23 protein-coding genes are annotated in these 26,486 nt (G+C 65.9%); 14 read left to right on the forward strand and 9 right to left on the reverse strand.

Going from position 1 to position 26,486, the window contains the following annotated elements:
* Window positions 1-39 precede the first annotated feature (39 nt).
* From ACTHQX_RS15890 to ACTHQX_RS15915, 6 genes are all read left to right on the forward strand, one after another.
* Entirely contained in the window at window positions 40-768 is a 729-nt protein-coding gene (locus ACTHQX_RS15890) for a VOC family protein (RefSeq protein WP_440158064.1), read from the forward strand.
* Window positions 769-904: 136 nt separating this feature from the next.
* Entirely contained in the window at window positions 905-1,444 is a 540-nt protein-coding gene (locus ACTHQX_RS15895) for an NUDIX hydrolase family protein (protein WP_236806627.1), read from the forward strand.
* A gap of 85 nt (window positions 1,445-1,529) precedes the next feature.
* On the forward strand, window positions 1,530-2,648 hold the full coding sequence (locus tag ACTHQX_RS15900; RefSeq protein ID WP_440158063.1) for a DUF6707 family protein: 1,119 nt from the start codon (window positions 1,530-1,532) through the stop codon (window positions 2,646-2,648).
* Window positions 2,649-2,727: 79 nt separating this feature from the next.
* Window positions 2,728-3,453 carry an SRPBCC domain-containing protein gene (locus tag ACTHQX_RS15905; protein ID WP_236806624.1) on the forward strand — a complete coding sequence of 242 codons (726 nt, stop codon included), beginning with the start codon at window positions 2,728-2,730 and terminating at the stop codon, window positions 3,451-3,453.
* Between the two features lie 34 nt (window positions 3,454-3,487).
* The gene (gene tgt, locus ACTHQX_RS15910) at window positions 3,488-4,801 is read left to right on the forward strand and encodes a tRNA guanosine(34) transglycosylase Tgt (protein ID WP_236806623.1); all 1,314 of its coding nucleotides are present in this window, start codon (window positions 3,488-3,490) and stop codon (window positions 4,799-4,801) included.
* Between the two features lie 146 nt (window positions 4,802-4,947).
* A complete protein-coding gene (locus ACTHQX_RS15915; protein WP_440158062.1) occupies window positions 4,948-5,922 on the forward strand; it encodes a type IV toxin-antitoxin system AbiEi family antitoxin domain-containing protein in 975 nt (324 codons plus the stop codon).
* Between the two features lie 51 nt (window positions 5,923-5,973).
* Here ACTHQX_RS15915 and ACTHQX_RS15920 read toward each other — a convergent pair whose 3' ends face one another.
* Together ACTHQX_RS15920 and ACTHQX_RS15925 are read right to left on the reverse strand one after the other, a co-directional pair.
* Window positions 5,974-6,666, reverse strand: a complete 693-nt coding sequence (locus ACTHQX_RS15920; protein ID WP_440158061.1) for a queuosine precursor transporter — start codon at window positions 6,664-6,666, stop codon at window positions 5,974-5,976.
* Between the two features lie 276 nt (window positions 6,667-6,942).
* Window positions 6,943-8,334: an MFS transporter gene (locus ACTHQX_RS15925; RefSeq protein WP_440158060.1), complete on the reverse strand. Its 1,392-nt coding sequence runs from the start codon at window positions 8,332-8,334 to the stop codon at window positions 6,943-6,945.
* A 143-nt stretch (window positions 8,335-8,477) separates the two neighbouring features.
* Here ACTHQX_RS15925 and ACTHQX_RS15930 point away from each other — a divergent pair, with 143 nt between their 5' ends.
* Window positions 8,478-9,359, forward strand: a complete 882-nt coding sequence (locus ACTHQX_RS15930) for a hydroxymethylpyrimidine/phosphomethylpyrimidine kinase (protein ID WP_440158059.1) — start codon at window positions 8,478-8,480, stop codon at window positions 9,357-9,359.
* A gap of 12 nt (window positions 9,360-9,371) precedes the next feature.
* Here the strand turns inward: ACTHQX_RS15930 and ACTHQX_RS15935 are convergent, their stop codons facing one another.
* Window positions 9,372-10,649 (reverse strand): serpin family protein, encoded by a 1,278-nt coding sequence (locus ACTHQX_RS15935; RefSeq protein WP_440158058.1) that lies wholly within the window; start codon window positions 10,647-10,649, stop codon window positions 9,372-9,374.
* 209 nt (window positions 10,650-10,858) lie between these two features.
* On the opposite strand from ACTHQX_RS15935, the gene ACTHQX_RS15940 reads away from it, so the two are divergent.
* Window positions 10,859-11,215, forward strand: coding sequence for an iron chaperone (locus ACTHQX_RS15940; RefSeq protein WP_440158057.1), 357 nt, complete (start codon window positions 10,859-10,861; stop codon window positions 11,213-11,215).
* Window positions 11,216-11,234: 19 nt separating this feature from the next.
* On the opposite strand, the gene ACTHQX_RS15945 is transcribed toward ACTHQX_RS15940, so the two are convergent.
* Window positions 11,235-12,983, reverse strand: coding sequence for a pyruvate dehydrogenase (locus ACTHQX_RS15945; protein ID WP_440158056.1), 1,749 nt, complete (start codon window positions 12,981-12,983; stop codon window positions 11,235-11,237).
* A 234-nt stretch (window positions 12,984-13,217) separates the two neighbouring features.
* Between ACTHQX_RS15945 and ACTHQX_RS15950 the strand changes: the two genes are divergently transcribed.
* Window positions 13,218-13,676 (forward strand): hypothetical protein, encoded by a 459-nt coding sequence (locus tag ACTHQX_RS15950; RefSeq protein WP_236806613.1) that lies wholly within the window; start codon window positions 13,218-13,220, stop codon window positions 13,674-13,676.
* Between the two features lie 90 nt (window positions 13,677-13,766).
* On the opposite strand, the gene ACTHQX_RS15955 is transcribed toward ACTHQX_RS15950, so the two are convergent.
* Window positions 13,767-15,281 (reverse strand): XRE family transcriptional regulator, encoded by a 1,515-nt coding sequence (locus tag ACTHQX_RS15955; protein WP_236806606.1) that lies wholly within the window; start codon window positions 15,279-15,281, stop codon window positions 13,767-13,769.
* 165 nt (window positions 15,282-15,446) lie between these two features.
* Between ACTHQX_RS15955 and aceA the strand changes: the two genes are divergently transcribed.
* Both aceA and aceB read left to right on the forward strand, forming a co-directional pair.
* A complete protein-coding gene (gene aceA / locus ACTHQX_RS15960; RefSeq protein ID WP_236806603.1) occupies window positions 15,447-16,778 on the forward strand; it encodes an isocitrate lyase in 1,332 nt (443 codons plus the stop codon).
* Window positions 16,779-16,826: 48 nt separating this feature from the next.
* Complete coding sequence (gene aceB, locus ACTHQX_RS15965) at window positions 16,827-18,497, forward strand: malate synthase A (RefSeq protein WP_440158055.1); 1,671 nt, start codon at window positions 16,827-16,829, stop codon at window positions 18,495-18,497.
* Between the two features lie 210 nt (window positions 18,498-18,707).
* Here the strand turns inward: aceB and ACTHQX_RS15970 are convergent, their stop codons facing one another.
* The 4 genes from ACTHQX_RS15970 to ACTHQX_RS15985 all read right to left on the reverse strand — a co-directional run bounded on the left by ACTHQX_RS15970 (window position 18,708) and on the right by ACTHQX_RS15985 (window position 23,140).
* A complete protein-coding gene (locus tag ACTHQX_RS15970; RefSeq protein ID WP_236806599.1) occupies window positions 18,708-19,901 on the reverse strand; it encodes an MFS transporter in 1,194 nt (397 codons plus the stop codon).
* 122 nt (window positions 19,902-20,023) lie between these two features.
* Window positions 20,024-20,773, reverse strand: a complete 750-nt coding sequence (locus ACTHQX_RS15975) for a ThuA domain-containing protein (RefSeq protein ID WP_236806598.1) — start codon at window positions 20,771-20,773, stop codon at window positions 20,024-20,026.
* A gap of 1 nt (window position 20,774) precedes the next feature.
* Complete coding sequence (locus ACTHQX_RS15980; RefSeq protein ID WP_236806597.1) at window positions 20,775-21,884, reverse strand: Gfo/Idh/MocA family protein; 1,110 nt, start codon at window positions 21,882-21,884, stop codon at window positions 20,775-20,777.
* 35 nt (window positions 21,885-21,919) lie between these two features.
* On the reverse strand, window positions 21,920-23,140 hold the full coding sequence (locus ACTHQX_RS15985; RefSeq protein ID WP_236806596.1) for an ROK family protein: 1,221 nt from the start codon (window positions 23,138-23,140) through the stop codon (window positions 21,920-21,922).
* A 158-nt stretch (window positions 23,141-23,298) separates the two neighbouring features.
* On the opposite strand from ACTHQX_RS15985, the gene ACTHQX_RS15990 reads away from it, so the two are divergent.
* From ACTHQX_RS15990 to ACTHQX_RS16000, 3 genes are read left to right on the forward strand one after another with little or no spacing between them, the layout of a single operon-like run.
* Entirely contained in the window at window positions 23,299-24,057 is a 759-nt protein-coding gene (locus ACTHQX_RS15990; RefSeq protein WP_236806595.1) for a sugar phosphate isomerase/epimerase family protein, read from the forward strand.
* A complete protein-coding gene (locus ACTHQX_RS15995) occupies window positions 24,054-25,181 on the forward strand; it encodes a Gfo/Idh/MocA family protein (RefSeq protein WP_236806593.1) in 1,128 nt (375 codons plus the stop codon). Before ACTHQX_RS15990 ends, ACTHQX_RS15995 begins: the two co-directional genes overlap by 4 nt.
* Before the next feature lie 10 nt (window positions 25,182-25,191).
* Window positions 25,192-26,403: a Gfo/Idh/MocA family protein gene (locus ACTHQX_RS16000; RefSeq protein ID WP_236806592.1), complete on the forward strand. Its 1,212-nt coding sequence runs from the start codon at window positions 25,192-25,194 to the stop codon at window positions 26,401-26,403.
* The last annotated feature ends 83 nt before the right edge of the window (window positions 26,404-26,486 follow it).

Raw genomic sequence — 26,486 nt, forward strand, 5'->3', positions numbered from 1 at the left:
TTTTCGAAGATCCTGGTGTTTCGAGTTCGAGGAGAGAGCATGCTGCGTGTCCGCCCCATCCACTTCACGTCCCGGGTCGAACCCTGGGAGCGGCTCCTCACCGACCTGGGGATGATCAAGTCCACCGACGAGGGCTCCTGGCGGGAGTACGATGCCGGGGCGGGCCGTCTGGCGCTGCATCAGGCCGAGCCGGGCGCGGAGGAGGACGGCGTCACGCATTTCGGCGTGGAGGTCGGCGACCTTGAGGAGTTTGCCCGGCGCACCAACCAGTCCGGCGCGGAATCGGATACTTCCTCCGCGGAACTCGTCCGCGCGGACCACGGTGATTCCTGCCGGATCACGGGCGCGGACGGTTTCAGCTTTTTCGCCGACAAAGCCGCCCACGGGGCCCTCTGCGCTGATGCGGATCCGGCGCTGGCCGTGGTGGAGGTCTGGTTCAGCAAGGATGTGACCGCCGCCGCCCAGGCGCTGCGGGACATCGGCGCGCGTTTCCGGCCGGTCCCGGACGACGATGAAACCGCCGACTTCACGGCCAAGAACGGCGGTGTCCTGATGGCCCGGCCCGGTACCGGCGCGGCACACGCAGGACTGGGGTTCGAGTACACCGGCGACCTGAGCGCCCTGCAGGACCGGCTCACTGCCGCGGGACACGACGTCACGCTGACCGAGGAGGCCTTCGGACGCACCCTGCATGTGCCCCATCCGGACAACGACGGTGCGGCAGCCCAGCGGGCACCGCTCTGGATCTCCGCCCGGCGCCCGTCGTAGCCCCCGGTCCCCTACCCGCGGCGCCCGTCGTACGGCTGCAAATCGAGGAGTGATATCTCGCCGCTTTGCCCGCCCCTAAGCGGTGAAATCTCACGCCTCGGCGGCCGGACCTGTGGCGATGGGGTAAAAATGACTCATGAACGTGCGCACCCCTGACCCCAACCCCGGCTGGCTCTCGGACGAAGATCTCTTCGAAGCCCGAGGCAGGCTTCCGATGGTCTACGTGGAGGCGGTGCCGGTCCGGCTGGATCCACTCGGGTTCGTGAATGAGGTGGGCACGCTCCTGCAGGCGGACGAGGACGGCACCATGGTCCGGTCGCTCGTCTCCGGCCGGGTGCTCTACCGCGAGACCATCCGCGCCGCCCTGCTGCGCCACATGGAAAAGGACCTCGGCCCGCTGGCATTCCCCCAGCTTCCCATTAGCCCGGTGCCTTTCACCGTGGCAGAATACTTCCCCGCACCGTCCCACACTGGCTTCACCGACGACCGCCAGCACGCCGTATCGCTGGCCTACATCATCCCCGTGACCGGGGAATGCGACCCCCGCCAGGACGCGCTGGAGCTGACCTGGATGACACCCCAGGAAGTGCTCAGCGACGGCGTGCAGCTCGAGTTCACCGGCGGCCGCGGCGCCCTGGTGAAGCAGGCCCTGGCCTACGCCGGCGTCGGCAGCTGACGCCCGGGCGCCCGCGCCTCCCCGACTTCGCACCCTCTCCTTTGTAGACTGTTGGGCGGACCGCAAGAGAACTTAAGGACTCCCGATGAACCACCCTGCAGCTGCCAAGACCTTCCGTGAACAGCAGGCGGGCTCTCTGCGGGCGGGCGACCACCTGCTCCTGCCGGATGGGGAGCGGTCCGCGGAAATCCACTCCGTGGAAGTCGAAACCGATGATTTCGGCAGTCCCGCGATCATCCTTGCTACCCTCACCGGCGGCGGCACGCTGCGCATCGCTGCCGGCTCGTCCGTGCGGATCCCCGAACCCGCGGTTGACGGTTTCCCCGCCCCGCAAGACGCCGGCCATGACGCTGTGAAGACCGCTGCCGTCGTCGAAGGTGCTGCCACCGCAGACGGTGCCGGAACGGCGGACGGTGCCGGCCAAGCGCCGGACGCCCAGGCGTCCGACGCCGGCACTCCCCTATCCGTCGTGGGGAACTCCGCAGTGGGAAACCAGGCACCTGTGGAGCCTGCGCGGACGGCGCCTGCCGCCGTCGTCGTGCCTCCCCTGCCGGCCACCACCCCGGTGGTGATCGGCCCCAGCGCCGACGATCTTGCCCTCATCCCCGAGCCCTCCGGAACCCCTGAATCCGTGGTGGAAGCCGTGGCGGAGGCCCATCCGGACTCCGTCGGGGTGCAGCTGCTGGCCGACAAGCTGGTCAAGGGCATCAACACCAAGTCGGGCAGCTGCCTGAAGGACCTGAGCGATCTCGCGCATGAGCTGTTCGTCATGCTCAAGGACGCCGAGGCAGCACTGGCGGTCGCCGACCTGCTGAACGTGCTGCCCTTCGACGGCAACCCGGGGCGCTGGGGGTCGGTGGAGGCGTCGCTCGCCCTGTCCAGCTACGTGTGCCGCCAGACAGGGCACAAAGACCGGGCCGCCGTATATGAGAAGCTGCTCCGGGCTCCGGACAACCAGGAGACGGATCCGTTCAAGGCGCGGATGCAGGCCAGGGTGCGCCAGCGCTCACTCAACGAGCCGAACCTGTACGACAAAGAAATCTTCCGCTCCATCGACAACTCCAACCATGAGGCGGAGCGCGAGTGGCGCCTGCTGCGTCTGGAATCGCTGCTGTTCCTGCGCGCCCACGGCGGATCGCAGACCATCAGCGGATCAGAACTGGAGCGGCGGATCGCGAACGAACTGGAGTCCGTTCGCGGCTAAGCGGCGCTGCGGTACGTCGGCCTGTTTCCGCTGGAAATTCCTCTAGCCCGGGTTGCGCCCTAAGTTGTAGATTCAGGCCATGACGAACAAACTCAGCGTCGTGATCAATTCGGACGCTCCACAGGTTTGGACCATGCTGCGTGAACCGTCGAAAGTCGCGCAATGGCATGGCTGGGAAACCGACGAACTGGCGGCGGAAATCAATCAGATCTACTTCAGCAGCAACGTTGTTGAAGGACCTGACCACACCACATTGACGGTCAACGGCGGAGACATCTTTACGCTGAAGCCGGTGCCCACCGGTACAGAGGTCAGCGTCACGCGCGCCGCGATGGACCACAACTCCGAATGGGCGGCTTGGGACGAGGACATCACCCAGGGCTGGCTCACTTTCCTGCAGCAGCTGAGGTTCGCCCTGGAGCGGCATCCGCATAGCACACGGCGGACCTGCTACTTCTCCGTCCCCGGCACCGGCGGTTCCGCCATCGAGAAGCTGGGGCTCAACGATGTCCCCGCCCCCGGCGAAGAATATTCGCTCACCCTGGGCACCGGCGAGGAGGTCTCGGGCAGGGTCTGGTACAGGACGAACCACCAAGTCGGGCTCACCGTGCAAAGCTACGCGGAGCACGGCGACGGCCTGCTGATCGTGGCGGACCAGCCCGTGGTCCCGGACGCCCGGCCCGACGGCGGTTCCATGGTGATCCTCTCGCTGTACGATCTCGGCGCGAACAGCATGGAAACGATCCGTTCACTGTGGGACGACTGGCGCTCTGAGAACTACCCCACATCAGAACCCCTCCAGTAAGGGTCCGCGACTGTTAGCTGGCACACTTGAAACCGTGCCAGCCAATCCTGAACCGTCTTCCCCTTCTGCCCCGGCCTCGGCCGCCGCGCAGTCCGAGTTTTCCTTCCGAGTGGGCAAACGGCTCACGGAAACATGCAGCCCCACTCCCGAGCAGGAGAGCGCCAACGGCGGCGGGTTCCTGGGCCGGACCGGCACCATCACCACCCCCCACGGCGAGATCCAGACGCCGGCCTTCATCGCCGTCGGCACCAAAGCCACGGTGAAGTCCGTGCTTCCCGAATCCATGGCCGAACTCGGCGCCCAGGCCCTGCTGGCCAACGCCTACCACCTGTACCTGCAGCCCGGCCCCGAGGTCCTGGACGAAGCCGGCGGCCTGGGCGCCTTCATGAACTGGCCGGGGCCCACCTTCACCGATTCGGGTGGTTTCCAGGTGATGAGCCTCGGGTCGGGGTTCAAGAAGGTTATCGACATGAAGACAGTGCCGGTGGCAGATACCGCCCTCCCTGACGACGCTGTGGCGCCGGGCAAAGAGCGGCTGGCCCATGTGGACGAGGACGGCGTGTGGTTCAAGAGCCACCTCAACGGGGACCGCCACCGCTTCTCGCCCGAGATCTCCATGCAGGTCCAGCATCAGATCGGCGCAGACATCATGTTCGCGTTCGACGAGCTCACCACGCTGCAGAACTCCCGGGGATACCAGGAGGAATCGCTGGAGCGCACCCGGCGCTGGGCTTTGCGGTGCATCGAGGAGCACTTCCGGCTCACTGCTTCCCGGGCGGGGAAGCCCTACCAGGCCCTCTTCGGCGTGATCCAGGGCGCCCAGTACGAGGACCTGCGCCGCAAGGCCTGCCGCGACCTCGGTGCCATGGCCTTCGACGGCTACGGGATCGGCGGCGCCCTCGAGAAGGAGAACCTGGGCACCATCGTGCGCTGGTGCAACGAGGAACTGCCGGAGAACAAGCCACGGCACCTGCTGGGCATCTCCGAGCCGGACGACATCTTCACGGCCATCGAGAACGGCGCCGACACCTTCGACTGCGTCTCCCCCACCCGAGTCGCCCGCAACTCCGCGTTCTACACCCCCGACGGCCGGTTCAATCTCTCCGGCGCCAAGTACAAACGCGACTTTGGCCCGCTGCAGGAGGGCTGCGACTGCTACGCGTGCCTGAACTATTCGCGCGCCTACATCCACCACCTGTTTAAGGCCAAGGAGATGCTTTCCGCCACGCTCATCTCGATCCACAACGAGCGCTTCGTGGTGAAGATGGTGGACGACGCGCGGCTCGCCATCGAGTCCGGGGACTTCTTCGAGTTCAAGGCCGAGTCCCTGGGGCGCTACTACTCCTAGGGGCGTCGTCGGCCGCCGTTTCGACGGTTCCCTGCGCAGTAGACGTCGCGGAACGTCGAGCGCGCACGGAACCGTCGAACCGGGCGGTTTCCACATAGCCACGAAGACCGCTGGGCCTCCCCTTCCGGAGCCGCCATGGTGGACGCATGAGATACTCCGTTCCCGGGCTGCCCGTCGCTGAAGACCTCTGGCGCACCGACCAACTCCTGCAGTGCGGGCTGAACTCCCGGGCCATTGCGCAACTCGTTCGGGACGGGACCTTGGTCCGCGTGCGCCGTGGCTGCTATGCGCGCGGCGGCTGGTGGACGGGACTCAGCGCCGGTGCCCGCCGGCGGCAGCTGATCCATGCCCACGCACACGGAACCCGCACGACGTCGGCAGGCGGCTTCGTCTACAGCCACACCTCTGGCGCCAGCCTGCAGCGCCTCCACCTGTGGGGAGTCGACCATGCGGCCCATCTGACTCAGGCTGGTAACCCGTCAGGAGTCTCACACGGGCACGGCGTGGTGGCCCATACCCGGCGCCTGAGCAGCCGTGAGGTTACTTTCGTGGACGACCTGCCCTGCACGTCACTGGAGCGCACCGTTGTGGACTGCTGCCTGATGTTCAACGTACGGCAGTCCGTGATTCTGGTGGACCACGCCGCCCGCCAGGGTGCCGACCTACACCTGCTGCGGGACTACTGCACCGCATTGGTAGGCCGCAATGGAGTGGTGGCACTGCGCCGGGCATTGGAGTTGGTGGATCCCCGCTCCGAATCTGCCGGTGAGAGCCTGACTCGGGAACTCATCCACAGACTTAGGATCCCCGCTCCCGAGCTGCAATACGTGGTGCGGACACCGCTGGGCGAACACCGTCTGGACTTTGCATGGCCCGCTCAAAGGGTGGCACTGGAATTCGACGGCAAGACAAAGTACTTCGACTACCGGCCCACAGGCGAGGTCGTGTTTCAGGAGCGCCGTCGAGAAAAGGCGCTCATGGAACAGGGATGGATTTTCGTCCGGGTCGAATGGAAGGACTTGTTCCGGGAACAGGAGTTCAAGTTCCGGCTGCTGCGTGCGCTGGCCCAAGGTTCGGAGGGTCCGCAGCTGGGCCCGTCTCGACGGTTCCCTGCGGGCTAGACGTTGCGGGTTGTCGAGTGGGCACGGAACCGTCGAAACGGCGCTGCAGGACTACCCGTAGCTCGGTTCGCGCTTCTTGACCCAGCCGATGGCGAGGGTGGTCACGGGAACGAAGAGGAACTCCACGAGGGTCTTGTAGAGGAAGCCCACCAGCACGTAGTTCACGAACATGCCGAAGTCACTGATGCCGATCACCGAGGCCGCGATGCTGCAGAAGATCAGCGTGTCCACGAATTCGCCTGCCACCGATGAGCTCATGATGCGCGCCCACAGGGACTTCTCCCCGGTGCGCGCCTTCATCCGGACGAGGATCCACGAGTTGATGGTCTGCCCGGCGAAGAACGCCAGGAGCGAGGCCAGCACGATCTGCGGAACCGGGCCGATGGCACCTTCGAGGGCGGCCTGCTTGGCGGCGCCGAAATCGTCGTCGAAACCGGGCAGCGCAATGATCACCCAGTAGCAAAGCGAGGCGAAGACGGACAGGGCGAACGTGGTGACAATGGCTTTCCGGGCCACCTTGAAGCCGTAGACCTCACTGATGACGTCGCCGAGGATGTACGCCAGCGGGAACAGGAAAAAGCCGCCGTCCGTGACGATTGGGCCGAATGTCACGCCCTTGGAGGCACCGATGTTGGACAGGATCAGCACCACGGCCATGACGGCGAGCATGATCCCGAAGTAGGGGGAGCCGACCGAGGCGAATTTCGGCGCTGCTTTCGGCACGGAGGACTGGGCGGTGGTCATGGCAGTTCCATTCGTAGTGGTTCGCTCGGCAGCCTGCGTCCCGACGAAGGGGTTTGGCAGCCGGCTGTATTAGCACTGGCCGGGTCCCGCCGGGTGGCCGCCGAAACCGCCCTCCATTCTCCCACCAATGTCAGCACCGTGAGGGCCGGCCCGGAGGGCCGCATTCACGTACGGGAAACCCCGGGAACGCCGACGGCGGGCGGCCGGCTTCGTGAACCGAAGTCCCGTAGCCGGCCACCCGCCGTCGTGCGTTGTTGTGTTGAGTGCTACCGGAAGTCAGGCGTTGACGAATTCCTCGTCGTCATCCTTGCGCACCGCCCCCGCAGACGTGCCGGACCAGGCGTGGCCCTGTTCGCGGTCCAGGTGCGTGGTCTTCTTGTTCTTCAGCGCGAAGATGTAGACCAGCAGGGACACACCAATCGCAACGGTGACGTAGGTGAAGAACAGATCCACCTGGTCCGATTTCTGCAGCGCCGCGCCGATCAGCGGGACGGTGCCGCCGAAGAGAGAGTTGGCGATGGCGTAGCCCAGCCCGACGCCGAGCGCGCGGATGGATGCCGGGAAGAGCTCGGCCTTCACGAGGGCGTTGATGGAGGTGTAGCCGCCCACGATCACCAGGCCGCCCATCATCAGCAGGAACGCGGTGAAGGGATCCTTGGTGCCGGCCAAGGTGGAGAGCAACGGCCAGGTGAAGAGTACTCCGGTGATGCCGAACCAGAGGAGCAGCGGCTTGCGGCCCACCTTGTCGGAAATGATGCCGTACACGGGCTGGAGCAGCATGAAGATGAACAGCGCCCAGAAGTTAATCACGGACGTGTCGGTCTTGGCGATGCCGGACGTATCGTTCATGAACTTCAGGATGAAGTTGGTGTAGGTGTAGAAGGCCACGGTGCCGCCCAGGGTCACGCCGATGCAGATCAGCAGCGGCTTCCAGTGCTCGGTGAACAGCAGCCGCAGGGTGCCCGGCTGGGCCTGTCCGGGTGCGGCAGGAGCCTTGGCCGCCTGAACCTGCTCCGCCGAAACTGTCTCCTCCATTGAACGCCGCAACCACAGGACCACCAGGGCCGCAACGCCGCCGATGGCGAACGGGATGCGCCAGCCCCATTCCTTCAGCTGGCCGTCGCCCAGGGAGTTCTGCAGGATCACCAGAACCAGCAGGGCCAGCATCTGGCCGCCGACCAGGGTCACGTACTGGAAGCTGGAGAAGAAGCCGCGTCGCTTGGACGTGGCAGCCTCGGACATGTACGTGGCGCTGGTGCCGTACTCGCCGCCCACGGAGAAGCCCTGCAGCACACGGATGAGGATCAGCAGGACCAAGGCCCAGATCCCGATGACATCCTTCGTCGGGAGGATCGCGATCGCGAAGGACCCCGCGGACATCAGGGTCACGCTGAGGGTCAGGGCCGCCTTGCGACCGTTGCGGTCAGCGTACCGTCCGAAGAACCAACTGCCGATGGGGCGCATGAGGAACGACGTCGAGAAAACGGCCATCGCTTCGAGGCCGGCCTGGAGCTCGTCCTTGGAATTGAAGAAGTGTGCCTGGAAGTACGCCGCGAAGACGGTGTAGACGTAGAGGTCGTACCACTCCACGAGGTTGCCGGCGGAGCCTTTGAGGATGTTGCCGACCGCCCGGCGGGTTTGTGCTGCTTCTGACAGTTGGGTGCTCATCAGTGAACCTTCCTGGATTCGGCGCGGAAAGAAAGCAACGCCGCCCGCCACCCTATGGCCTGTGACAGGGCCCACCGCCCGTTTTGGTCATACTGTTCATGAGCACAATGCGGGCGCTGCGTGGCCGGTGGCAGGATGGGGGCATGACTTCTACCGCGTTCGACTCTTCTGCCCTGGCGTCCGACGACGTTTCGGGCACCGCCGCCGCTCCTGCCGTCGTCCTGACCATCGCCGGTTCGGAGGCGACGGGCGGCGCCGGAGCCCAGGCCGACCTGAAGACCTTCCAGGAACTGGGCGTCTTCGGCATCGCCAACCTCACGTGCATCGTCTCGTTCGACCCGAAGAATGAGTGGAACCACCGCTTCGTGCCCGTGGACCAGGAAGTCATCGCGCACCAACTGGAGGCGACGACGGCGGCCTACGGTGCCGCTTCCGGCGCATCTTCCGTGCTGGATACGGTGAAGATCGGCATGCTGGGCAGCCCGGCCACCATTTCGACCGTGGCCTCCGCGCTGGCTGCCGGTGTGTTCAGCAATGTTGTCCTGGACCCGGTGCTGATCTGCAAGGGCCAGGAACCGGGCCACGCGCTGGACACGGACCAGGCACTCAAGGCGCAGATCCTGCCGCTCGCCACGTTCGTCACGCCCAACCATTTCGAGGCGGAATCGCTGTCCGGCCTGGAGATTACCGACGTCGACTCCCTCAAGGCTGCGGCCATCCGGATCCACGAGCTGAGCGGAGCCGCGGTGCTGGCCAAGGGCGGCGTGCGACTGTCCGGGCCCGACGCCGTCGACGTCTTCTACGACGGCGAAACCCTCGAGGTCCTCACCGCTCCGAAGGTGGGCGAGGTGGCCGTCTCCGGCGCCGGCTGCTCGCTCGCAGCGGCAGTGACGGCCGAGCTGGCCAAGGGCGCATCGCCGCTGGAGGCAGCGCGCACGGCCAAGGAGTTCGTGACCGCCGGCATCCGCAACCGCGTGGCCTCGGGTGCACCGTTCGAAGCCCTCTGGCAGGGCGGCCCGCGCTAAGCGTGGGTCGGGTCAGGAGCGGGGGTCGGCCACTGTTCCCATGAACAGTGGCAGCCCGGTTTCAACGTGCACGATCTGGTAGTGGAACGGCCGGTCGAAATGGATGGTGCGCTCGGGCTGGGGTGGCGCGCCGGTGACCATGCCGTTGATCTGGGTGACCGCGGCGGCCACGGTTCCCTTCTCGGCCACCGTGATGTTGGCGGCCTGCGCAGCTTGCGTGATGGTCATCCCCGGCTGGATCGGGTTGAAGTCCTCAGTGGTGGTCAGGGTCTTGTGCAGCCCGGCGGCTTCCAGGACCTGACGTAGGTCGAAGCTGCATTTGTGGTCCCAGCGGGGCAGCTGGATCTGCACCGTCTGCAGAGGCGCGGCGTCCATGGCATCCGCGATCTCCATGAATTGGGGCGCTCCGAATGATGCGTCGGAGCCGATGGCTTGCGGCAGGACCAGACGCATCACGAATCCCTCTGCATACGGCAGGTCCACGGCCCGCCAGCCAATGCCTTCCGCGTACTTCATGTCCAGCAGGTTGTGCATCGCGGGGACGTCGATTTCCTCTCCGCCGCCCGGGGTGAAGGGCAAGTCCGATGTGGAGCCGGGGTCAAACGGGGCCTGCCAGGCCGCCGCGAAGTACAGGGCGTTGAGCAGGCTGAAGGTGATCCGGGGATCGTACTTCGCCGGCGCTTGCTTGATCCGGCCGCCCGTGTTCCTGTCCACCCAGGCATCGATCGCGGGCCTGGTGGCGCCCTCATCGCTGAAGTCCACCGGATACACGCCGGTCCCGTAGTGCCTGGCCAGCGTACTGAGGAATGTCTCGCCGGTTGGCACGTCCTTGTCCACGAACAGTCCGTTTGCGGCATGCATGACAGGCTGCCGCGGCGGGTTGTCCTCGTCCACGGCGCCGGGGTCGCCGTCGAACGTCCCCAGGGACACGAGCAGGGCGTTCATCGCCTCATCGCGCTTCTCCACAGGGAACCCCACAACACTGTCCAGCTCGGCGGCTGTTTCCCCGGATGCGCCGGCTCGGAGCATAGCGAGCGCAACCAGCAGGCTTCCGGGCGAGGACACCACGTTCCCGCTTGAACCGTCGCCGCCGTCTGCGAGCAGTGCCTGGCCGAGCCCCAGGGCGGCGTCCCGGAAAGCACGGAGTTCGGCGGCGTAAGCCGCGCCGTCCGCCGAAACCCGCTCCACGGCGTCGGCCGTTAGCATTTCCGGCACCGGCGCAGAACACGCCGTTGCAAGCGCCACTGCGGCCGTGGCCGCCATCATCCTGGCCATTCGAATCCTGTTCATTGCAGTCCTCGGCTCATCCGCAGAACACCGTATGTGATCAGTCAACCAGCGGGGTCCGACAGTAACGATGCCTTCCCGGTCACGGTTTGCCGTCGCTTTGGTCTCACCCCTCGGCGCGCTCTCAGTTTCCGCAACGTTTCCGGCAACGCGCTCTCATTCCTGCGCTGGCGTATTCTCGAGGCATCCCGCGGAGCGCGAAGGAGCACGGCATGGCCCAGCATTTCGACAGCGTCGACGAGTACATCGCACAGTTTCCCGTCGACGTGCGGGAAGTCCTCCAGGAGGTCCGACGCAGATGCCGCGCTGCCGTACCGGGTTCCGGCGAAATGATCAGCTACGGCATCCCCACGGTCACCCTCGGCGGCAAGTATGTGGTCTATTTCGCGGGCTGGGCGCACCATATTTCGGTGTATCCCGTGCCGGCTGGCGACGACGCGTTCCAGGCTGAGATCGCGCCCTTCAGGTCTGCCAAGGGCACGCTCACGTTCCCCCTCGACAAGCCCATCCCCTACGGGCTCATCGAAAGGACGGCGGCGCTTCTCGCCGCCGAGCGCCAAAGACGATAACCGCCGTAAGTACCTCCTGCTACCGCCGCGGAATGTTCCGGAGGTTGCTGCGCGCCATGCTCACGGCCTCGCCGGCGCCACGGTTCAGGACCACCTTGGACATGGCGGTGGCGAACCCGAGGACCTGCGAGCCGGTGATTTTAGGCGGGATCGACAGTGCCTTCGGATCCGTGATGAGCTCCACCAGCGACGGCCCCGGATGGGCGAAGGCCTCACGGTACGCGTCCTCAATGCGGGCCGGGTCCGTGACGCGCACGGCATGGAAGCCGAGGGCGCGGGCCACGGCGGCGTAGTCGGCGTCGGGCACATCCACACCGAAGTCCGGCAGGCCGTCCACCAGCATTTCGAGCTTGACCATGCCCAGGGTGGAGTTATTGAAGACCACCACGTTGACCGGCAGCCGGTGGGCGGCAACGGTGATGAGCTCGCCGAGCAGCATGGACAGCCCGCCGTCGCCCGACACCGAAATGACCTGGCGCCCGGGGTAGGCCACCTGCGCGCCGATCGCGTGCGGCAGCGCGTTGGCCATCGAGCCGTGCAGGTATGATCCGATCAGCCGGCGCGTGCCGAGCGGGTTGATATAGCGGGCGGTCCAGACGTTGCACATGCCGGTGTCGGCGGTGAAAACGGCGTCTTCCGCCGCAACCTGATCCAGCAGGGAGGCGGCGTACTCCGGGTGGATCGGCTGCTTCTTTTCCACCTTGCGTGTGTAGGCGCCCACGGCCCTGTTCATGAGCCGGTCGTGTTTCTTGAGCATCTGGTTGAGGAAGCGGCGGCTCTTCTTCGGAGCCAGCAGGGGCATCAGCGCGTCGAGGGTAGGCAGCAGGTCGCCGTGGACGGCGATGTCGACGTCGGTCCGCCGGCCCAGCCTCTGGGCGGCACGGTCTATCTGCGCGGTTCGGGTTCCTGGCAGGAACTGGTCGTACGGGAAGTCCGTGCCCAGCAGGATCAGCAGGTCCGCGTCCTCGATCCCCTCCGCCGCGGCGCCATAGCCCAGCAGCCCGGTCATGCCGATGTCGTACGGGTTGTCGTACTGCAGAAAGTCCTTGCCCCGCAGGGTGTGCCCGATCGGCGCACTTATCAGTTCCGCGAGCGCGATCACCTCGTCATGGGCTCCCTGCGTACCCGCCCCAGCGAAGATGGCAACCTTCCCGGCTGCATTGATGGCATCGGCCAGCTCCCGGACGCTTTCGGCGGCCGGGGTCAGGGTTGCGGGCCGGAAGTTTGCGGGCAGCGGGGTTTGGCCGGTGGCCTCCAGCCCGGCGATATCCCCGGGAAGGGTAACGACGGCGACGCCTTCCAGTGCGATGGCGTGCTGGATGGCGCTGTGCATCACCCGCGGTGCCTGTTCCGCGGTGCTGATGAGCTCCGAATAGACGGAGCATTCGTTGAAGATCCGGTCCGGGTGGGTTTCCTGGAAGAAACCGCTGCCGATCTGCTTGCTGGGGATGTGCGAGGCGATGGCCAGAACCGGCGCGCCTGAACGGTTTGCGTCGTATAGGCCGTTGATCAGGTGCAGGTTGCCGGGGCCGCATGAGCCGGCGCACACGGCTAGCTTTCCTGTCAGCTGGGCTTCGGCCGCGGCGGCGAAGGCTGCGGCTTCCTCGTGCCGGACATGGATCCAGTCAATGCCGCCCTGCTGCGAGCCGCCGGTCTGGCGGACGGCGTCCACGATTGGGTTGAGGCTGTCACCGACGATTCCGTAGATCCGCTGCACACCTGCAGCCTGCAGTTGTTCGATGAGCTGGGTGGCAAGTTCCTTGGCCATGGGTGCACGCTCCGCAATCAGGTTGGTGGGCTGACAAGGGCCAATATAGACCGCCCACCCCCGCGCGGATCTCAGGCTTGTAAAAACGACGACGGCGGGCGGGCGCCGTTTGGGGGTGGCCACCGGCCCGTTTATCCACATGCAGCCGGCCCGCCATTGAGGCCCTGGGGTCCGCGCTCATAGCGTTGTTGGAAAGGCATTCAGCCTCTCCAGTAACTACAGTGAGGATCGATCTTGGCCAACAAATCCCGCCGCCGTCGGCAGAAAAAACGGAAGCCACGCAGCGGGCACCCTGCCGGAAACCCCGCCCCCAGACCAGTTTCCATTGCCTCGACCCAACGTGACCAGGAGTTGGGTTCCCTGTTTGCTTTCGTGGATTGGCACCGGGAGCACGGGGTATTGCCAGACCTTCTTTTCGTCCTCGCCCAACTGCAAGCGTTCTTTCCGCTTTACGCCGAGCTCTCGGGCGGGGCTGCGGTGACCTCAATGGATCCGGGACTTATCGCTGAACATGTGGAGCTACTCGAAGAGCGCGATCCCGATTATGCATCCTTTTTCTGTGCCGTCCTGTTTGAATACATGCACTTTCTGAGGCACACGGGCCGCTGGTCCGGCACCGAGGAATGTCACCAGGTATTGCATGACGTGCTTTATCACGGGATTCTGAACGAGGATTTTTCCCCGGCAGGGTGACCGCGCCCGCGACCGGAAGCAGCCGTCAGTCCGCCCGCAAGAGTGCATGAGCGCACCGGGAAAGCCAATGACTTGGCGAGAGCGCCGGGCCTAGCTCCCCGAGTGAGCCTGAAGGAACGTGTATACCTCGGTCTCGTCCACGCCGGGGAAGGCACCCGGGGGCATCGCCGCGAGCAGGTGGGAGTGCGCCCGGGCGGACGGCCAGGCATTGCCCGCCCACTCCGATGTCAGCGCGGCCGGCGGCCGTTTGCAGCAGGTGGGGTCGGGGCAGTTGGACGTTGCACGGGCAGTGGTTTCCCGTCCACGGAACCACTTCACGTGCTGGTACGGGACCCCGATGCTCAGCGAGAACTGCCCGCTCGCCGACCGGTCCGTGCGGGCGGTGCACCAGTACGTGCCCGACGTCGTGTCCGTGTACTGGCTGTAGGCACTGAACTTGTCCGGCACATCGAACACGGCACGGGAGGTCCAGGCCTTGCAGGACGGCTGCCCCTCGATCGCTCCCGTATGGTCCTGCGGGAAGTTCACGCCGTCGTTCTCGTAGGCCTTGTAGATGATCCCGCTCTGGTGCGTCTTCTGGAAATGCGTGGTGATGCCCAGGTGCTTGGTGGCCAGGTTGGTGAAACGGTGAGCTGCTGTCTCGTAGGACACGGCGAAGGCGTCCCGGATGTCCTCGACCGCGATTTCCTTCGCCGCCTTGGCTTTTTGCAGAAATTCCACGGTGGCCTGCTCCGGCAGCAGGAGGGCTGCGGCGAAATAGTTCGTGGCCACCCGCTGCGCGAGGAAATCGCCGTAGTTGCGGGGCGTTTCATGGCCCAGGACGTAGTGGCCCAGGGCCTGGAGCAGCACAGAGCGGGGGTCGTGGTCCTGCCGCTGGCTCTGCGTCAGATAAATTTTGCGGTTCTTCAAATCAGTCACCGAACGCGTGGAATGCGGCAGGTCGCCCACGTGGTGAAGGCTGAAACCGAGGTTCTCGGCGATGTCGGCAATGACGTGCTGGCTGAGCGGACCAGTGGTATAGCCGACCCCCTTGAGGACCTTCTGCGCCTCCGCCTCGTACTCCGGGAAATAGTTGCCGCGCTCGCGCATCATTGCACGCAGCTCGCCGTTCGCGCGGCGGGCCTCCTCGGGCGTCGCCACCTGCTCGTTCATCTTGCGTTCGAGCTCGTGCAGCAAGCCGACCTGCGCCTCCAGGACATCCATCGGCAACCGCGAACTGATGCGGATTTTGGGCAGGTTCAGCGACTCGTAGAGCGGGCCCCGCTGGTAGCGTTCGAGCTCGATTTCCAGGCCTGCGCGGCGGCTGGGCGGTTCGGCTCCGAGCAACTGGTCGATGCTGACATTGAGCGCCGTTGCCAGGTGCTGCAGCAGGCCGAGTTTGGGTTCCCGCTTGCCATTCTCAATGAGGCTCAACTGGCTGGGTGCGGTGCCGACGGCCACGCTCAGATCATCCAGCGTCAGCCCCGCCTGCTTGCGCAGGTGGCGGACGCGGCGGCCGAGCGAGATAACGTCCACTTCAGCCGTGGGCTGTGGTGACGACGGCTGTGAAACTTCCCTGTTCCAGCTTGAAGGCGACATTTCTGAAGAATACGTGAAGAAGTGCATTTCTTTCCAGCATTCTCCCCTAGAAAGGTGTTGGAAAGTGCAGAAAAGTAGGTGTCACGGAAAGAAACACCACCGGAAAAGCCGGCCGGAGCTGCAAAGGCGCAGCGAAGGTCGGGCCGGAACCAAGAACCCCGGAATGGCCCGGGAGCTAACAAGGAGACAAAGATGACTGCAGCATTTGAGCCCACCCAGCAGACGCCCGAACAGCAGGCCGCCGCACTGGAGCTCGAGTGGGCTGCCAACCCGCGCTGGGAAGGTGTGACCCGTGACTACAAGGCAACGGATGTCGTCCGCCTCCGCGGCCGGGTCTCCGAAGAGCACACCCTGGCAAAGCGCGGCTCGGAGAAACTGTGGAAGCAGCTCACCGAGGAGCACAAGGAAGGCAAGTACACCAACGCCCTGGGCGCCCTGACCGGAAACCAGGCCGTGCAGCAGGTCAAGGCAGGCCTGCGCGCCATCTACCTTTCCGGCTGGCAGGTCGCCGCTGACGCCAACAACTCCGGCCACACCTACCCGGACCAGTCCCTGTACCCGGCCAACTCTGTCCCCACGGTGGTCCGGCGCATCAACAACGCCCTCCTCCGCGCAGACCAGATCGAATTCTCCGAAGGCATCCAGACCGTCGAGGACTGGCTGGTCCCGATCGTCGCCGACGCCGAGGCCGGCTTCGGCGGCCCGCTCAACGCCTACGAGCTGATGAAGTCCATGATCCAGGCCGGCGCCGCGGGCGTTCACTGGGAAGACCAGCTCGCCTCGGAAAAGAAGTGCGGCCACCTCGGCGGCAAGGTCCTGATCCCCACCCAGCAGCACGTCCGGACCCTGAACGCCGCCCGCTTGGCCGCGGACGTCGCCGGCACCCCGTCCGTTGTCATCGCCCGCACCGACGCCGAGGCAGCCACCCTGATCACCTCCGACGTCGACGAGCGCGACCAGGAATTCATCCTCCGCGAAGGGGGACAGCCCGTCCGCACGCCGGAGGGCTTCTACAAGGTCCGCAACGGCATCGAACCCTGCATCGCCCGCGCCAAGGCCTACGCCCCGTACTCCGACCTCATCTGGATGGAAACCGGCACCCCGGACCTGGAGCTGGCCCGCAAGTTCGCCGAAGCCGTCAAGACCGACTTCCCGGACCAGATGCTCTCCTACAACTGCTCGCCGTCGTTCAACTGGCGCAAGCACCTGGACGACGCCACCATCGCCAAGTTCCAGCGCGAACTCGGCGCCATGGGCTTCACCTTCCAGTTCATCACCCTGGCCGGATTCCACGCCCTGAACTACTCGATGTTCGACCTCGCCCACGGCTACGCCCGCGAAGGCATGAGCGCCTACGTCGAACTCCAGGAAAAGGAATTCGCCTCCGAGTCCCGCGGCTACACCGCAACCAAGCACCAGCGCGAAGTCGGCACCGGCTACTTCGACGACATCTCCACTGCGCTCAACCCGAACGCATCCACTCTGGCTCTCGTGGGATCCACAGAAGAAGGCCAGTTCCACTAATCAATTCCCCAAGTAAGTAGCAGTAGGGACCTTTCAAGGAGAACTCCCATGAACAGCTTCACCGATAACTTCACGATTAACGGCATCACTTTGACGGCGCAGCCCATTTGCCGGCAGGGCGAGGTGCTGACGCCGGACGCTCTGGCCTTCATTGCAAAGCTGCACAGGGCCACGGCCGGGCGGCGCGAGGAATTGCTCCGGGCCCGGCGGGCACGGCGTGACGACATCGCCCGGGGCCAGGATCCGCGCTTCCTGCGGGAAACCGAGTCCGTCCGGAACGATCCGCACTGGCGCGTGGCTCCCCCGGCACCCGGTCTGGAGGACCGCCGCGTGGAGATCACCGGCCCGGTGGACAAGAAGATGACCATCAACGCTCTGAACTCGGGCGCCAAGGTCTGGCTCGCGGACATGGAGGACGCCTCCACGCCGTCATGGCGGAATGTGATCCAGGGCCAGCTGAACCTCACGGACGCGCTGGAGCGCCGGATCGACTTCACGTCGCCGGAGGGCAAGGAATACAAGCTCAGGGCCGCCGAGGACCTGCCCACCATCGTGGTACGTCCCCGCGGCTGGCACCTGCCCGAAAAGCACATGCTCATCAACGGCGAACCCATCGCCGGCGGCATCGTGGACTTCGGCCTGTTCTTCTTCCACAACGCCCGCCGCCTCCTGGCCCAGGGCAAGGGCCCGTACTTCTACCTGCCCAAGATCGAAAACCACCTCGAGGCCCGGCTCTGGAACGATATCTTCATCATCGCCCAGGACCTGCTCGGCATTCCGCAGGGCACCATCCGCGCCACGGTGCTGATCGAAACCATCACCGCCGCGTTCGAAATGGAGGAGATCCTGTACGAGCTGCGGGACCACGCCGCGGGGCTGAATGCCGGCCGCTGGGACTACATCTTCTCCCTGATCAAGAACTTCCGCACCCGCGGCCCGCGCTTCGTCCTGCCGGACCGCGGCCAGGTGACCATGACCGCCCCGTTCATGCGGGCCTACACCGAACAGCTGGTGCGCGCGTGCCACAAGCGCGGCGCCATGGCTATTGGGGGCATGGCCGCCGCCGTTCCCAACCGCAAGGATGAGGCCGCCAACGCCAACGCCTTCGAGAAGGTCCGCGCGGACAAGACCCGTGAGGCAGCCGACGGCTTCGACGGCTCTTGGGTGGCGCACCCCGACCTGGTTCCCGTGTGCCGCGAGGTGTTCGACGGGGTTCTCGGCGGCCGTCCGAACCAGTTGGACCGCCTGCGCGAAGACGTCACCCCGGACGACCGTGCCCTGATCAACGTGGCTGCGACGCAGGGCACCATCACCGAGCAGGGCATCCGGAACAACATCGAGGTAGGCATCCGCTACATCGAGTCCTGGTTGCGCGGAAACGGTGCGGTCGCCATCCACAACCTGATGGAGGACGCCGCCACCGCGGAGATCTCCCGCTCGCAGCTGTGGCAGTGGATTTACTCCCGCGCCATCACGGACCACGGCGAGATCATCAGCCGGGAATGGGTGGAGGAGATGCTGGACGAGGAGTTCGCCCGGCTGGAGCGCTTCGACGGCGACCGCTTTACCGATGCCCGCGACATCTTCGAGGAGGTCACGCTGAGCGAAAAGTTCCCCAGCTTTCTCACGGTTCCCGCCTATGCCCGGTACCTGCACGAGGCGCGCGAGGGCATCGACGACACGGCCGAGGCCATTGAGGACGAGCTCGTCGCCGCGTAGTCCCCACCGGCACAACAGGGCACAGATTTCCGCCCGCCGGGCCGCCATGCCCTTCGCAACAGGCACCCCCGAAGGCCGGGGAGGCGGCCCGGCAGCGGAAGCACCCACGGAGCGAACCGGCAGCTAATGACCCCAAAACCAAGTTTTGAGGGCGTTAGCTGCCAGTTCGCGCTTGGAGGTTGAGGGAAAGTACGACGGCGGGACCCCGCCTTAGCGCTGGCGGGGCACCTTCCGTACGGACAGCGTGGTTGAAATGACGAACGCAAGCACAGAACCAAGGATCACCAGCAGCGGGGTGGACCAGGTCCGTGTGGCGTCGTGAACGTAGCCAACAACAGTGGGCGCAGCGGCGGCGACGCCGTAGCCCACGCCCTGGACGATCGCCGACATCCGGCCTGCGGACGCCTGGTCGCGGGCGAGCTTGATGATGGCGATGAAGATGAGGGTGATGCCCCCGCCCTGTGCCACTCCCCCGAGCGAGGACCACAGCCACCACAGCTGGGGAACGAACAGCAGCCCCAGCGGAACGGTCAGCCACATGGCACCCAAGGTGACCGCAACCGCCGTCGTACTCATGAACCGGGCCGCAAGCGGCACTCCCAGGCCGCCCGCGATGGCCATGATCTGGAACAGGGAGGAGCCTGCTCCTGCGGCGGCCGGTGTCATGCCGAGTTCGTCCGCAAGCAGCGTGGGCAGCCAGGCGGTCACACCGTAGTAGGAGATGGCCTGCCCGGCGAAACCGACAGTCAGTCCCACCGTTATCCACCGCGATGCCGGTCGGCCGGCTGGCGGCGGGCCGCCCGTACCGTCGTCGGCCGCAGGGTGGAAGGCCCCGCGGCCTGTCGCGAAAATCCAGACGCTGACGGCCGCGATGGCGAAGGCCGCAGAGCCAGCGATGGCGGCCCGCCAGCCGGCCAGTTCGGCCAAGGGCGCCGTAACCACGGAAGTGGTAAACGAGCCGATGTTCAGGGCAGCCGTATAGATGCCCATGGCGGTCCCCTGGCGCCGCGGCGAGAAATCCCGCCGAATGATCAGCGGTACCGCAATGTTCCCCACGGTGATGGCCAAGCCCAGGATGACCGTACCCGCCATCACCATCGCTCCGCCGCCGGCCGAACGGACCGCCACTCCGGCCAGGACGCCCGCAAGCGTGAGGGTGATGGCCAGCTCGGCACCAAGCCGGCGGCCTGCGAATGAAGCAAGGGGCGCCGCTAGCGAGAAGCAGAGCACGGGGATGCCGGTCAGCAGGCCCAGCTCAACAGGCGAGAACCCCAGCTCCTGCTGCATCGGCCCCAGCACCGGTGCCACCGCCACGAAAGGGCCCCGCATATTGAGCGCGATGAGGCCGATGCACGCGAGCAGGATCCAGCTGCGGGGAACCTTCGTCCCGATGGTGTCCCTCATGGGGCGCGGAGGTCAGGGTGCTGGAAGCGGGCAAAGGGTTTCATCACCCTCATTGCTATCACGCGGCGACCCTATCGGCTCAAAAGCACGGCTCGACAGGGGCCACAGGTGCCCGCTCGCGCTCAGGCGGTGTTCAGGAACCAGTTCCGCGGAGCGTTGCTGACGCCCGGCGCTTCGCGGAACCGGCCCGGCTGCGCCACCCAGCCCACGCCGTTGGCGATCACCTGCCGGATCTGCGGCTGGTGGTACACGGGGTACTCCTGGTCCCCCGGGCTGAAGTAGAAGATCCGGCCCTTCCCGCGCGTGAACGTCACGCCCGAGCGGAACACCTCGCCGCCTTCGAACGAGCTGATGAAGATGAGGTCGTCCGGCTCGGGAATGTCGAAGAGTTCGCCGTACATCTCCTGCTTCGGGATCACGATGGGGCTTTCCACGCCGGCGGCAATCGGATGCGACGGCTTCACGGTCCACACGAGCTCCCGTTCGCCCTCGTTCCGCCACTTCAGCGAGCACGTGGTGCCGAGCAGCCTGGTGAAGATCTTCGCGAAGTGCCCCGAGTGGAGCACGATCAGCCCCATGCCGCCCAGGACGTGCCGCTGCACCCGCTCCACCACCTCGTCGCTGACGTCGCCGTGGGCAACGTGTCCCCACCACAGGAGCACGTCCGTGGCGGCGAGAGTCTCCTCGGAGAGCCCGTGCTCCGGGTCGGCGAGCGTGGCGGTGGTGATGCCGGAATCCGGGTAAAAGCCCCTGAGCCCGTCCGCGATGGCGCCGTGCATGCCGTTGGGGTACATCTCGGCCATGGTTTCCGGCTGGTTGTTCGCCTCGTGGACGCCTTCGTTCCAGACCAGGATGTTGAGTTTTTCGGTCATGTCAGAGCCTCACTTCGCGCTGTTCGAGGGCGGACCGGTAGCAGGCATCGAGGACAAGGGCACGGGTCAGGGCGAGTGAGCCGTCGTGGGCTCCCCACACGGTCTCGCCGCCGCGGACGGCGTCCACAAAGTCCTCCACCACGGCCTGGTGCGCGCGGCCCGGCTCCGCCACCACCACGTAGTCGGCGTTCTCGCCGTCCTGTTCCTTGAAGATCCGGACATCCGCAACGGGGACGTTGGATGCCCCGACGGCGCGGAGTTCCGCTCCGCCGTCGGTGCCGTAAACGGTGAAGTCCATCAGGTCCTCCTCGTCCCGGTATGCGGCCCAGCCGACTTCGAGAATCAGCGTGCCGCCGCCTTCAAGCCGGATGAACGCCGAGGCGAAGTCCTCCACCTCAAACTTGTGGGAGGACTTCATGGCGGTATAGCGGGCATTGCCGCCCAGTCCGCGGGGTCCCAGCTCGGAATGCGTCGACGCCGAGACGGAGAGAACCCGCGGTTCGCCCAGCAGGTGCAGGGCATAATCCAGGACATGGACGCCGATGTCGGCCAGCGGGCCGCCGCCGGCCAGCGCGGGGTTGGTGAACCAGCTGCCCAGCATCGGGATGCCCTGCCGGCGCAGCCACGAAGCCTTGGCGTAGTACGGCCGGCCGAGTTCGCCGTCGTCGATGATGCCTTTCAGCTTCTGGATGTCGCCTCGGCGGCGGTGGTTGAAGGCCACGTCCAGGACGCGGCCGGCCTTCCGTGCGGCCTCCACCATCTGGAGCCCTTCCTCACCGTTGCGCGCGAGGGGCTTCTCGCTCAGGACGTGCAGCCCGCGTTCCAGGGCGGCGATGGCAATCGGGGCGTGCAGGAAGGTCGGTACTGCCACGCTGACGGCGTCGAGCCCGTCGAGTTCGATCAGGTCCTCCCAGCGGGCAAAGGTGTGGGGGACGCTGTGCTCGTCCTTGATCTTCCTCAGCAGGTCCTCTTCCATCGCGGCGACCGCGACGAGTTCCACACCGTCGATCTTCTTGTAGGCATCGATGTGCTGCTGGCCGGCCCAGCCGATGCCGACGACGCCGACTCTCAGGGGCGTGGCCGGCCGGGCTGATGGCTGATGATCACTCACGAAATGGTTCCTCTGTTTCTCGTTGTCTTGAAACGCTAGGCATTTTGGAGGGCGGCGTCCCGGATGGCTGATTCGACTGCCTCCGGCGAAAGTACGTGGTCAATGACCATCCGGCTCGCACCCCAGATGGCGGCATCCACGGGCGCCTTGGATTGCTCGATGCGCAGCTTCGATGTGGCGAGCGGCTGCGACCGGCGGTACACGGTCTCGCGGATACCGGCCAGGAGCTGGTCGCCCGCCCGGGAGAGGCTGCCGCCAACCACAATCACTGACGGGTTCAGGAGGTTCACGCACATGGCCAACACCTCCCCCATGTCCCTTCCCGCCTGGCGGAGCATGCGAATGGCCTGAACGTCCCCCAGCGCTGCAAGGTCCACCACCGCGGTACCCGAGGCGGCGTCGATCCCGTGCGCACGCAGTTTTGCCGCCAGCGCAGGTCCCGAGGCCAGCGCCTCAAGGCAGCCGTGGTTGCCGCACCGGCACAGGACGTCCTCGCCGCTGGGGACGCGGATATGCCCCAGGTCGCCAGAGGCACCCTCCGCGCCCCGCTGGAGCTGGCCGCTGCTGATGATCCCCGCCCCGATGCCGGTGGCGGCCTTAACGAATAGCAGGTTTTGGTGGTCCTGCCAGAAGGCGTGACGCTCGCCGACGGCCATGATGTTCACGTCGTTATCCACAAGGACCTCGCATCCGAGCTCGCCGCGGATGTAACCGGCCACGTCGAACCCGTCCCATCCGGGCATGATGGGCGGCTTGACGGGCTTGCCAGTATGGTGCTCCACCGGCCCCGGCAGCCCCAGTCCCACGCCCGCGACGTCCCGCTCCGCCCGCCCGATGCTCTCCAGCAGTGATCTGCAGTTCCGCAGTACCCACGCAAGGACGTCCTCGGGACCGTTGGAAATGTCCAGTGGACCTGAATTGCGGGCCAGAATGGCTCCGTCCAGATCCGTGACGGCAACCGAGGCATGGGAAGCACCGACGTCTGCTGCGAGCACCACCTTCCTGCTGGCATTGAAAATAAACCGCGACGGCGGCCGGCCCCCCGAAGATGCTGCCTCACCGGCCGGACCTATGTAACCCAGCGCGGCCAGCGCGTCGATCCTTGCCGCCAGCGTGGTGCGGGCCAGGCCCGTGACCGCAATGAGCTCAGAACGCGTCCTTGCCTTTCCGTCGCGAAGCAACTGGAAGAGGTCGCCTGCGCGGGCAAAAAGCCCGGTGTCCCCGAAGGACCGCTCCACGGCGGGGGATGTCTGCATGGTTAAAGGAATAGCACAAAGTCAGGGACTTATGCCCGAACTTTTCGAAACTTTTGATTGACTTGCGGCAAAAGTAACCGTAGCTTCAAAAAAGGCCTACTCCGCAGAGGCGCCAAAGGTGGATGCCCGGACGGTCAGCAACGAGGTGAGGAAACCAAATGTCGTATTCGCTCCAGCTGTACACCCTCCGCAACGCCATCCAGGAGGATCTTCCGGGCACCATCCGAAAGGTCGCTGAAATCGGCTTCACGCAGGTTGAGCCTTACAACTTCGTGTCCACCGCCAAGGAGCTCGGCGCCGCACTGAAGGAGAACGGCCTTACGGCTCCGTCCGGCCATGCGCCGCTGCTTAGCCAGAACCAGGACGAGATCTTCGCCGCTGCAAGGGAGTTGGGGATCGGCACGGTCATCGAGCCCTACATCACGGCCGAGCACTGGCAGAAGGCCGAGGACATCCAGTCCACCGCCGCCAAGCTCAACGCCGCCGCCAGGAAGGGCGCCGAGTACGGCATCCGCGTCGGCTACCACAACCACGCCTGGGAGCTCGATTCCACCATCGAGGGGCAGACCGCCCTGGAGTACTTCGAAGGGCTGCTGGACCCCGAACTGGCCCTGGAGGTGGACACCTACTGGGTGGCCGTCGGCGGCCAGGACCCGGTGGACATCCTGACCAAACTCGGTCACCGGGTGAAGTTCATCCACATCAAGGACGGCCCGCTCAACACCGATACTAAGGCGCAGCAGCCGGCCGGGCAGGGCAAGATCCCGGTGTGGGATGTCATCGGGGCAGCCAAGTCCCTGGAAGTGGGCGTGGTGGAGTTCGACGACTACTCCGGCGACATCTTTGACGGCATCACCCAGTCCCTGGCCTTCCTGAATCCCGCCTCCGCGAAGTCCACCGAAGGGGCCCAGGCATGAGCGGCGCGTTCACGCCGTCTTCCCGCCGGGGGCCGGTGGGCGTCGGCGTCATCGGCGCCGGCAACATCAGCAAGCAATACCTGGACAACCTGACGGCCTTCCCCGATTTGAAGGTGCACGTCATCGCGGACCTGTTCGAAGACGCGGCCCAGGCACGGGCCAAGGAGTACGGCGTCCCCGAGTGGGGCGGCGTTGACGCCGCACTCAACTATCCCGACGTCGAGATCATCGTCAACCTGACCATTCCGGCCGCACACGTCGAGGTGGCCACCGCCGCCGTCAACGCTGGAAAGCACGTCTGGACCGAGAAGCCGTTCTCGCTGGACCGCGAATCGGGCCTCGGGCTTCTGAAGACGGCCGACGCCGCCGGAATCCGCCTCGGCACGGCCCCGGACACGTTCCTCGGTGCGGGGCTTCAGACCGCGCGCAGGCTGATCGAACGCGGCGACATCGGGACGCCACTCACCGCCATGACCACGTTCCAGACCCCCGGGCCCGAGTCCTGGCATCCGAACCCGGCATTCCTCTTCCAGTACGGAGCCGGACCACTGTTCGACATGGGCCCGTACTACCTCACGGCCCTGGTCCAGACCTTCGGGTCGGTCCGCAAGGTGGCGGCCGTCGGGTCCAAGGCCAAGGAAGTCCGCGTCATCGGTTCCGGCCCCAAGCTCGGCGAAGAGTTCACGGTGGAAGTCCCCACCCATGTCTCTGCCATGGCCCAGTTCGAGGGTGGCCAGTCCTCGCACAGCGTCTTTTCCTTCGAGTCACCCCGGCAGCGGATGGGCTTCGTGGAGATCACCGGCACCGAGGCCACCATCTCGCTCCCCGACCCCAACTATTTCGACGGCGACGTGCGGCTCTGGCGCGCGGGCGATGAGGACTGGACGGTCATCCCCGCCACCGGTCCGTCCAACGGCCGCGGCATGGGTGTGCTGGACATGGCCCGCTCCCTCCGGGCCGGCGTCCCGCACCGCGCAACCGGCTACCTCGCGTACCACGTCCTGGACACCATGGTCTCGATCACCGAATCCATGGAATCCGGCACGTTCGTTGACGTCGAAAGCTCCGCGTCCGAGTCCCCGGCCCTCCCCGAGGACTGGGACCCCACCGCATCCACGCTCTAGGAAACACACCATGAACTCCGCAGACAGCAAGGACGGCGCCGACCTGGACACCAGGACACTGGGTGTGGCGATGATCGGCTACGCGTTTATGGGCAAGGCCCACTCAAACGCCTGGCGGAACGTCGCGTCCTACTTCGATGTCCCGGCCTTCGAGCAGAAAGTGCTCGTGGGCCGGGACGCCGGCCAGGTGGCCGCCGCGGCAGCAAAGTATGGCTGGGCCGAGTCCGCCACCGACTGGCGGTCCGTGATCGCTCGGGACGATATTCACATCGTGGACATCTGCGCCCCGGGGTGGATGCACGCCGAAATCGCTGTCGCCGCCCTCGAAGCGGGCAAGCACGTCCTGGTCGAAAAGCCGCTGGCCAACACCGTCGCCGAGGCCGAGGCGATGACCGCAGCGGCCTCGGCGGCCCGGGCACGCGGCCTGCAGTCCATGATCGGGTTCAACTACCGCCGCGTGCCCGCCTTGGCCCTGGCGAAGGAGCTGATCGCCGAGGGCCGGCTCGGGACCGTGCGGCACGTCCGTGCGGCATATTTGCAGGACTGGCTTTCCGACCCCGAATCGCCCATGTCGTGGCGGCTGCGCAAGGAAACCGCCGGGTCCGGAGCGCTGGGAGACATCGCCTCGCACGCCATCGATCAGGTTCTGTCCCTCCTTGGCGGAACCGTCACCGAAGTCACGGGCCGGCTGCACACCTTCGTAGGCAGCCGCCCCGGCACTAGTGGTCCCGCAGGCGGGCTGGAGGACGTGACGGTCGACGACGCCGCCTGGGCGACGCTGACCCTGGACTCCGGGACCATCGCCTCGGTGGAGGTCTCCCGCATGGCCACCGGCCAGAAAAACTCGCTCAAACTGGAGATCTACGGAGACAAGGGCTCCCTGCTCTTCGACCTGGAGAACCTGAACGAACTCGGTTTCCTGGACGCCACCGTCCCGGCCCGCGAGCAGGGATTCCGGCGGATTCTAGTCAATGAACCCGAACACCCCTACCTTGAAGCGTGGTGGCCGCAGGGCCACATCATCGGGTGGGAACACACGTTCACGCACCAGATCCGCGACTTCCTCACTGCCATCAGCACCGGCGAGGCGCCCTCGCCGTCGTTCGAAGAGGGCCTTGCCGTGCAACGGGTGCTGGCCGCCGTCGAAGAATCCGCCAAGTCCAAATCCTCCATCATCCAGCTCACCGCACCAGTCACCGTCCCCGCCACTGAAGGAGCCTGACCATGCCCCGCCCGTACACCCTGTTCACCGGCCAGTGGGCCGACCTGCCCTTCGAGGAAGTCGCCAAGCTCGCGTCCGGCTGG

Origin of the sequence: Arthrobacter sp. SAFR-023, from assembly GCF_051965295.1 — a bacterium.
Taxonomy (GTDB): Bacteria; Actinomycetota; Actinomycetes; order Actinomycetales; family Micrococcaceae; genus Arthrobacter.

Excerpts from the sequence above, each read along its gene's own strand:
- ACTHQX_RS15985 (WP_236806596.1), bottom strand. The coding sequence starts at position 23,140 with ATGCAGACATCCCCCGCCGTGGAGCGGTCCTTCGGGGACACCGGGCTT.
- ACTHQX_RS15945 (WP_440158056.1), bottom strand. The coding sequence starts at position 12,983 with ATGGCCAAGGAACTTGCCACCCAGCTCATCGAACAACTGCAGGCTGCA.
- ACTHQX_RS15895 (WP_236806627.1), top strand. The coding sequence starts at position 905 with ATGAACGTGCGCACCCCTGACCCCAACCCCGGCTGGCTCTCGGACGAA.
- ACTHQX_RS15915 (WP_440158062.1), top strand. The coding sequence starts at position 4,948 with ATGAGATACTCCGTTCCCGGGCTGCCCGTCGCTGAAGACCTCTGGCGC.
- ACTHQX_RS15925 (WP_440158060.1), bottom strand. The coding sequence starts at position 8,334 with ATGAGCACCCAACTGTCAGAAGCAGCACAAACCCGCCGGGCGGTCGGC.
- ACTHQX_RS15990 (WP_236806595.1), top strand. The coding sequence starts at position 23,299 with ATGTCGTATTCGCTCCAGCTGTACACCCTCCGCAACGCCATCCAGGAG.
- ACTHQX_RS16000 (WP_236806592.1), top strand. The coding sequence starts at position 25,192 with ATGAACTCCGCAGACAGCAAGGACGGCGCCGACCTGGACACCAGGACA.
- ACTHQX_RS15900 (WP_440158063.1), top strand. The coding sequence starts at position 1,530 with ATGAACCACCCTGCAGCTGCCAAGACCTTCCGTGAACAGCAGGCGGGC.
- ACTHQX_RS15935 (WP_440158058.1), bottom strand. The coding sequence starts at position 10,649 with ATGAACAGGATTCGAATGGCCAGGATGATGGCGGCCACGGCCGCAGTG.
- ACTHQX_RS15890 (WP_440158064.1), top strand. The coding sequence starts at position 40 with ATGCTGCGTGTCCGCCCCATCCACTTCACGTCCCGGGTCGAACCCTGG.
- ACTHQX_RS15955 (WP_236806606.1), bottom strand. The coding sequence starts at position 15,281 with ATGCACTTCTTCACGTATTCTTCAGAAATGTCGCCTTCAAGCTGGAAC.
- ACTHQX_RS15930 (WP_440158059.1), top strand. The coding sequence starts at position 8,478 with ATGACTTCTACCGCGTTCGACTCTTCTGCCCTGGCGTCCGACGACGTT.
- aceB (WP_440158055.1), top strand. The coding sequence starts at position 16,827 with ATGAACAGCTTCACCGATAACTTCACGATTAACGGCATCACTTTGACG.
- ACTHQX_RS15995 (WP_236806593.1), top strand. The coding sequence starts at position 24,054 with ATGAGCGGCGCGTTCACGCCGTCTTCCCGCCGGGGGCCGGTGGGCGTC.
- ACTHQX_RS15975 (WP_236806598.1), bottom strand. The coding sequence starts at position 20,773 with ATGACCGAAAAACTCAACATCCTGGTCTGGAACGAAGGCGTCCACGAG.
- ACTHQX_RS15940 (WP_440158057.1), top strand. The coding sequence starts at position 10,859 with ATGGCCCAGCATTTCGACAGCGTCGACGAGTACATCGCACAGTTTCCC.
- ACTHQX_RS15920 (WP_440158061.1), bottom strand. The coding sequence starts at position 6,666 with ATGACCACCGCCCAGTCCTCCGTGCCGAAAGCAGCGCCGAAATTCGCC.
- ACTHQX_RS15970 (WP_236806599.1), bottom strand. The coding sequence starts at position 19,901 with ATGAGGGACACCATCGGGACGAAGGTTCCCCGCAGCTGGATCCTGCTC.
- ACTHQX_RS15905 (WP_236806624.1), top strand. The coding sequence starts at position 2,728 with ATGACGAACAAACTCAGCGTCGTGATCAATTCGGACGCTCCACAGGTT.
- aceA (WP_236806603.1), top strand. The coding sequence starts at position 15,447 with ATGACTGCAGCATTTGAGCCCACCCAGCAGACGCCCGAACAGCAGGCC.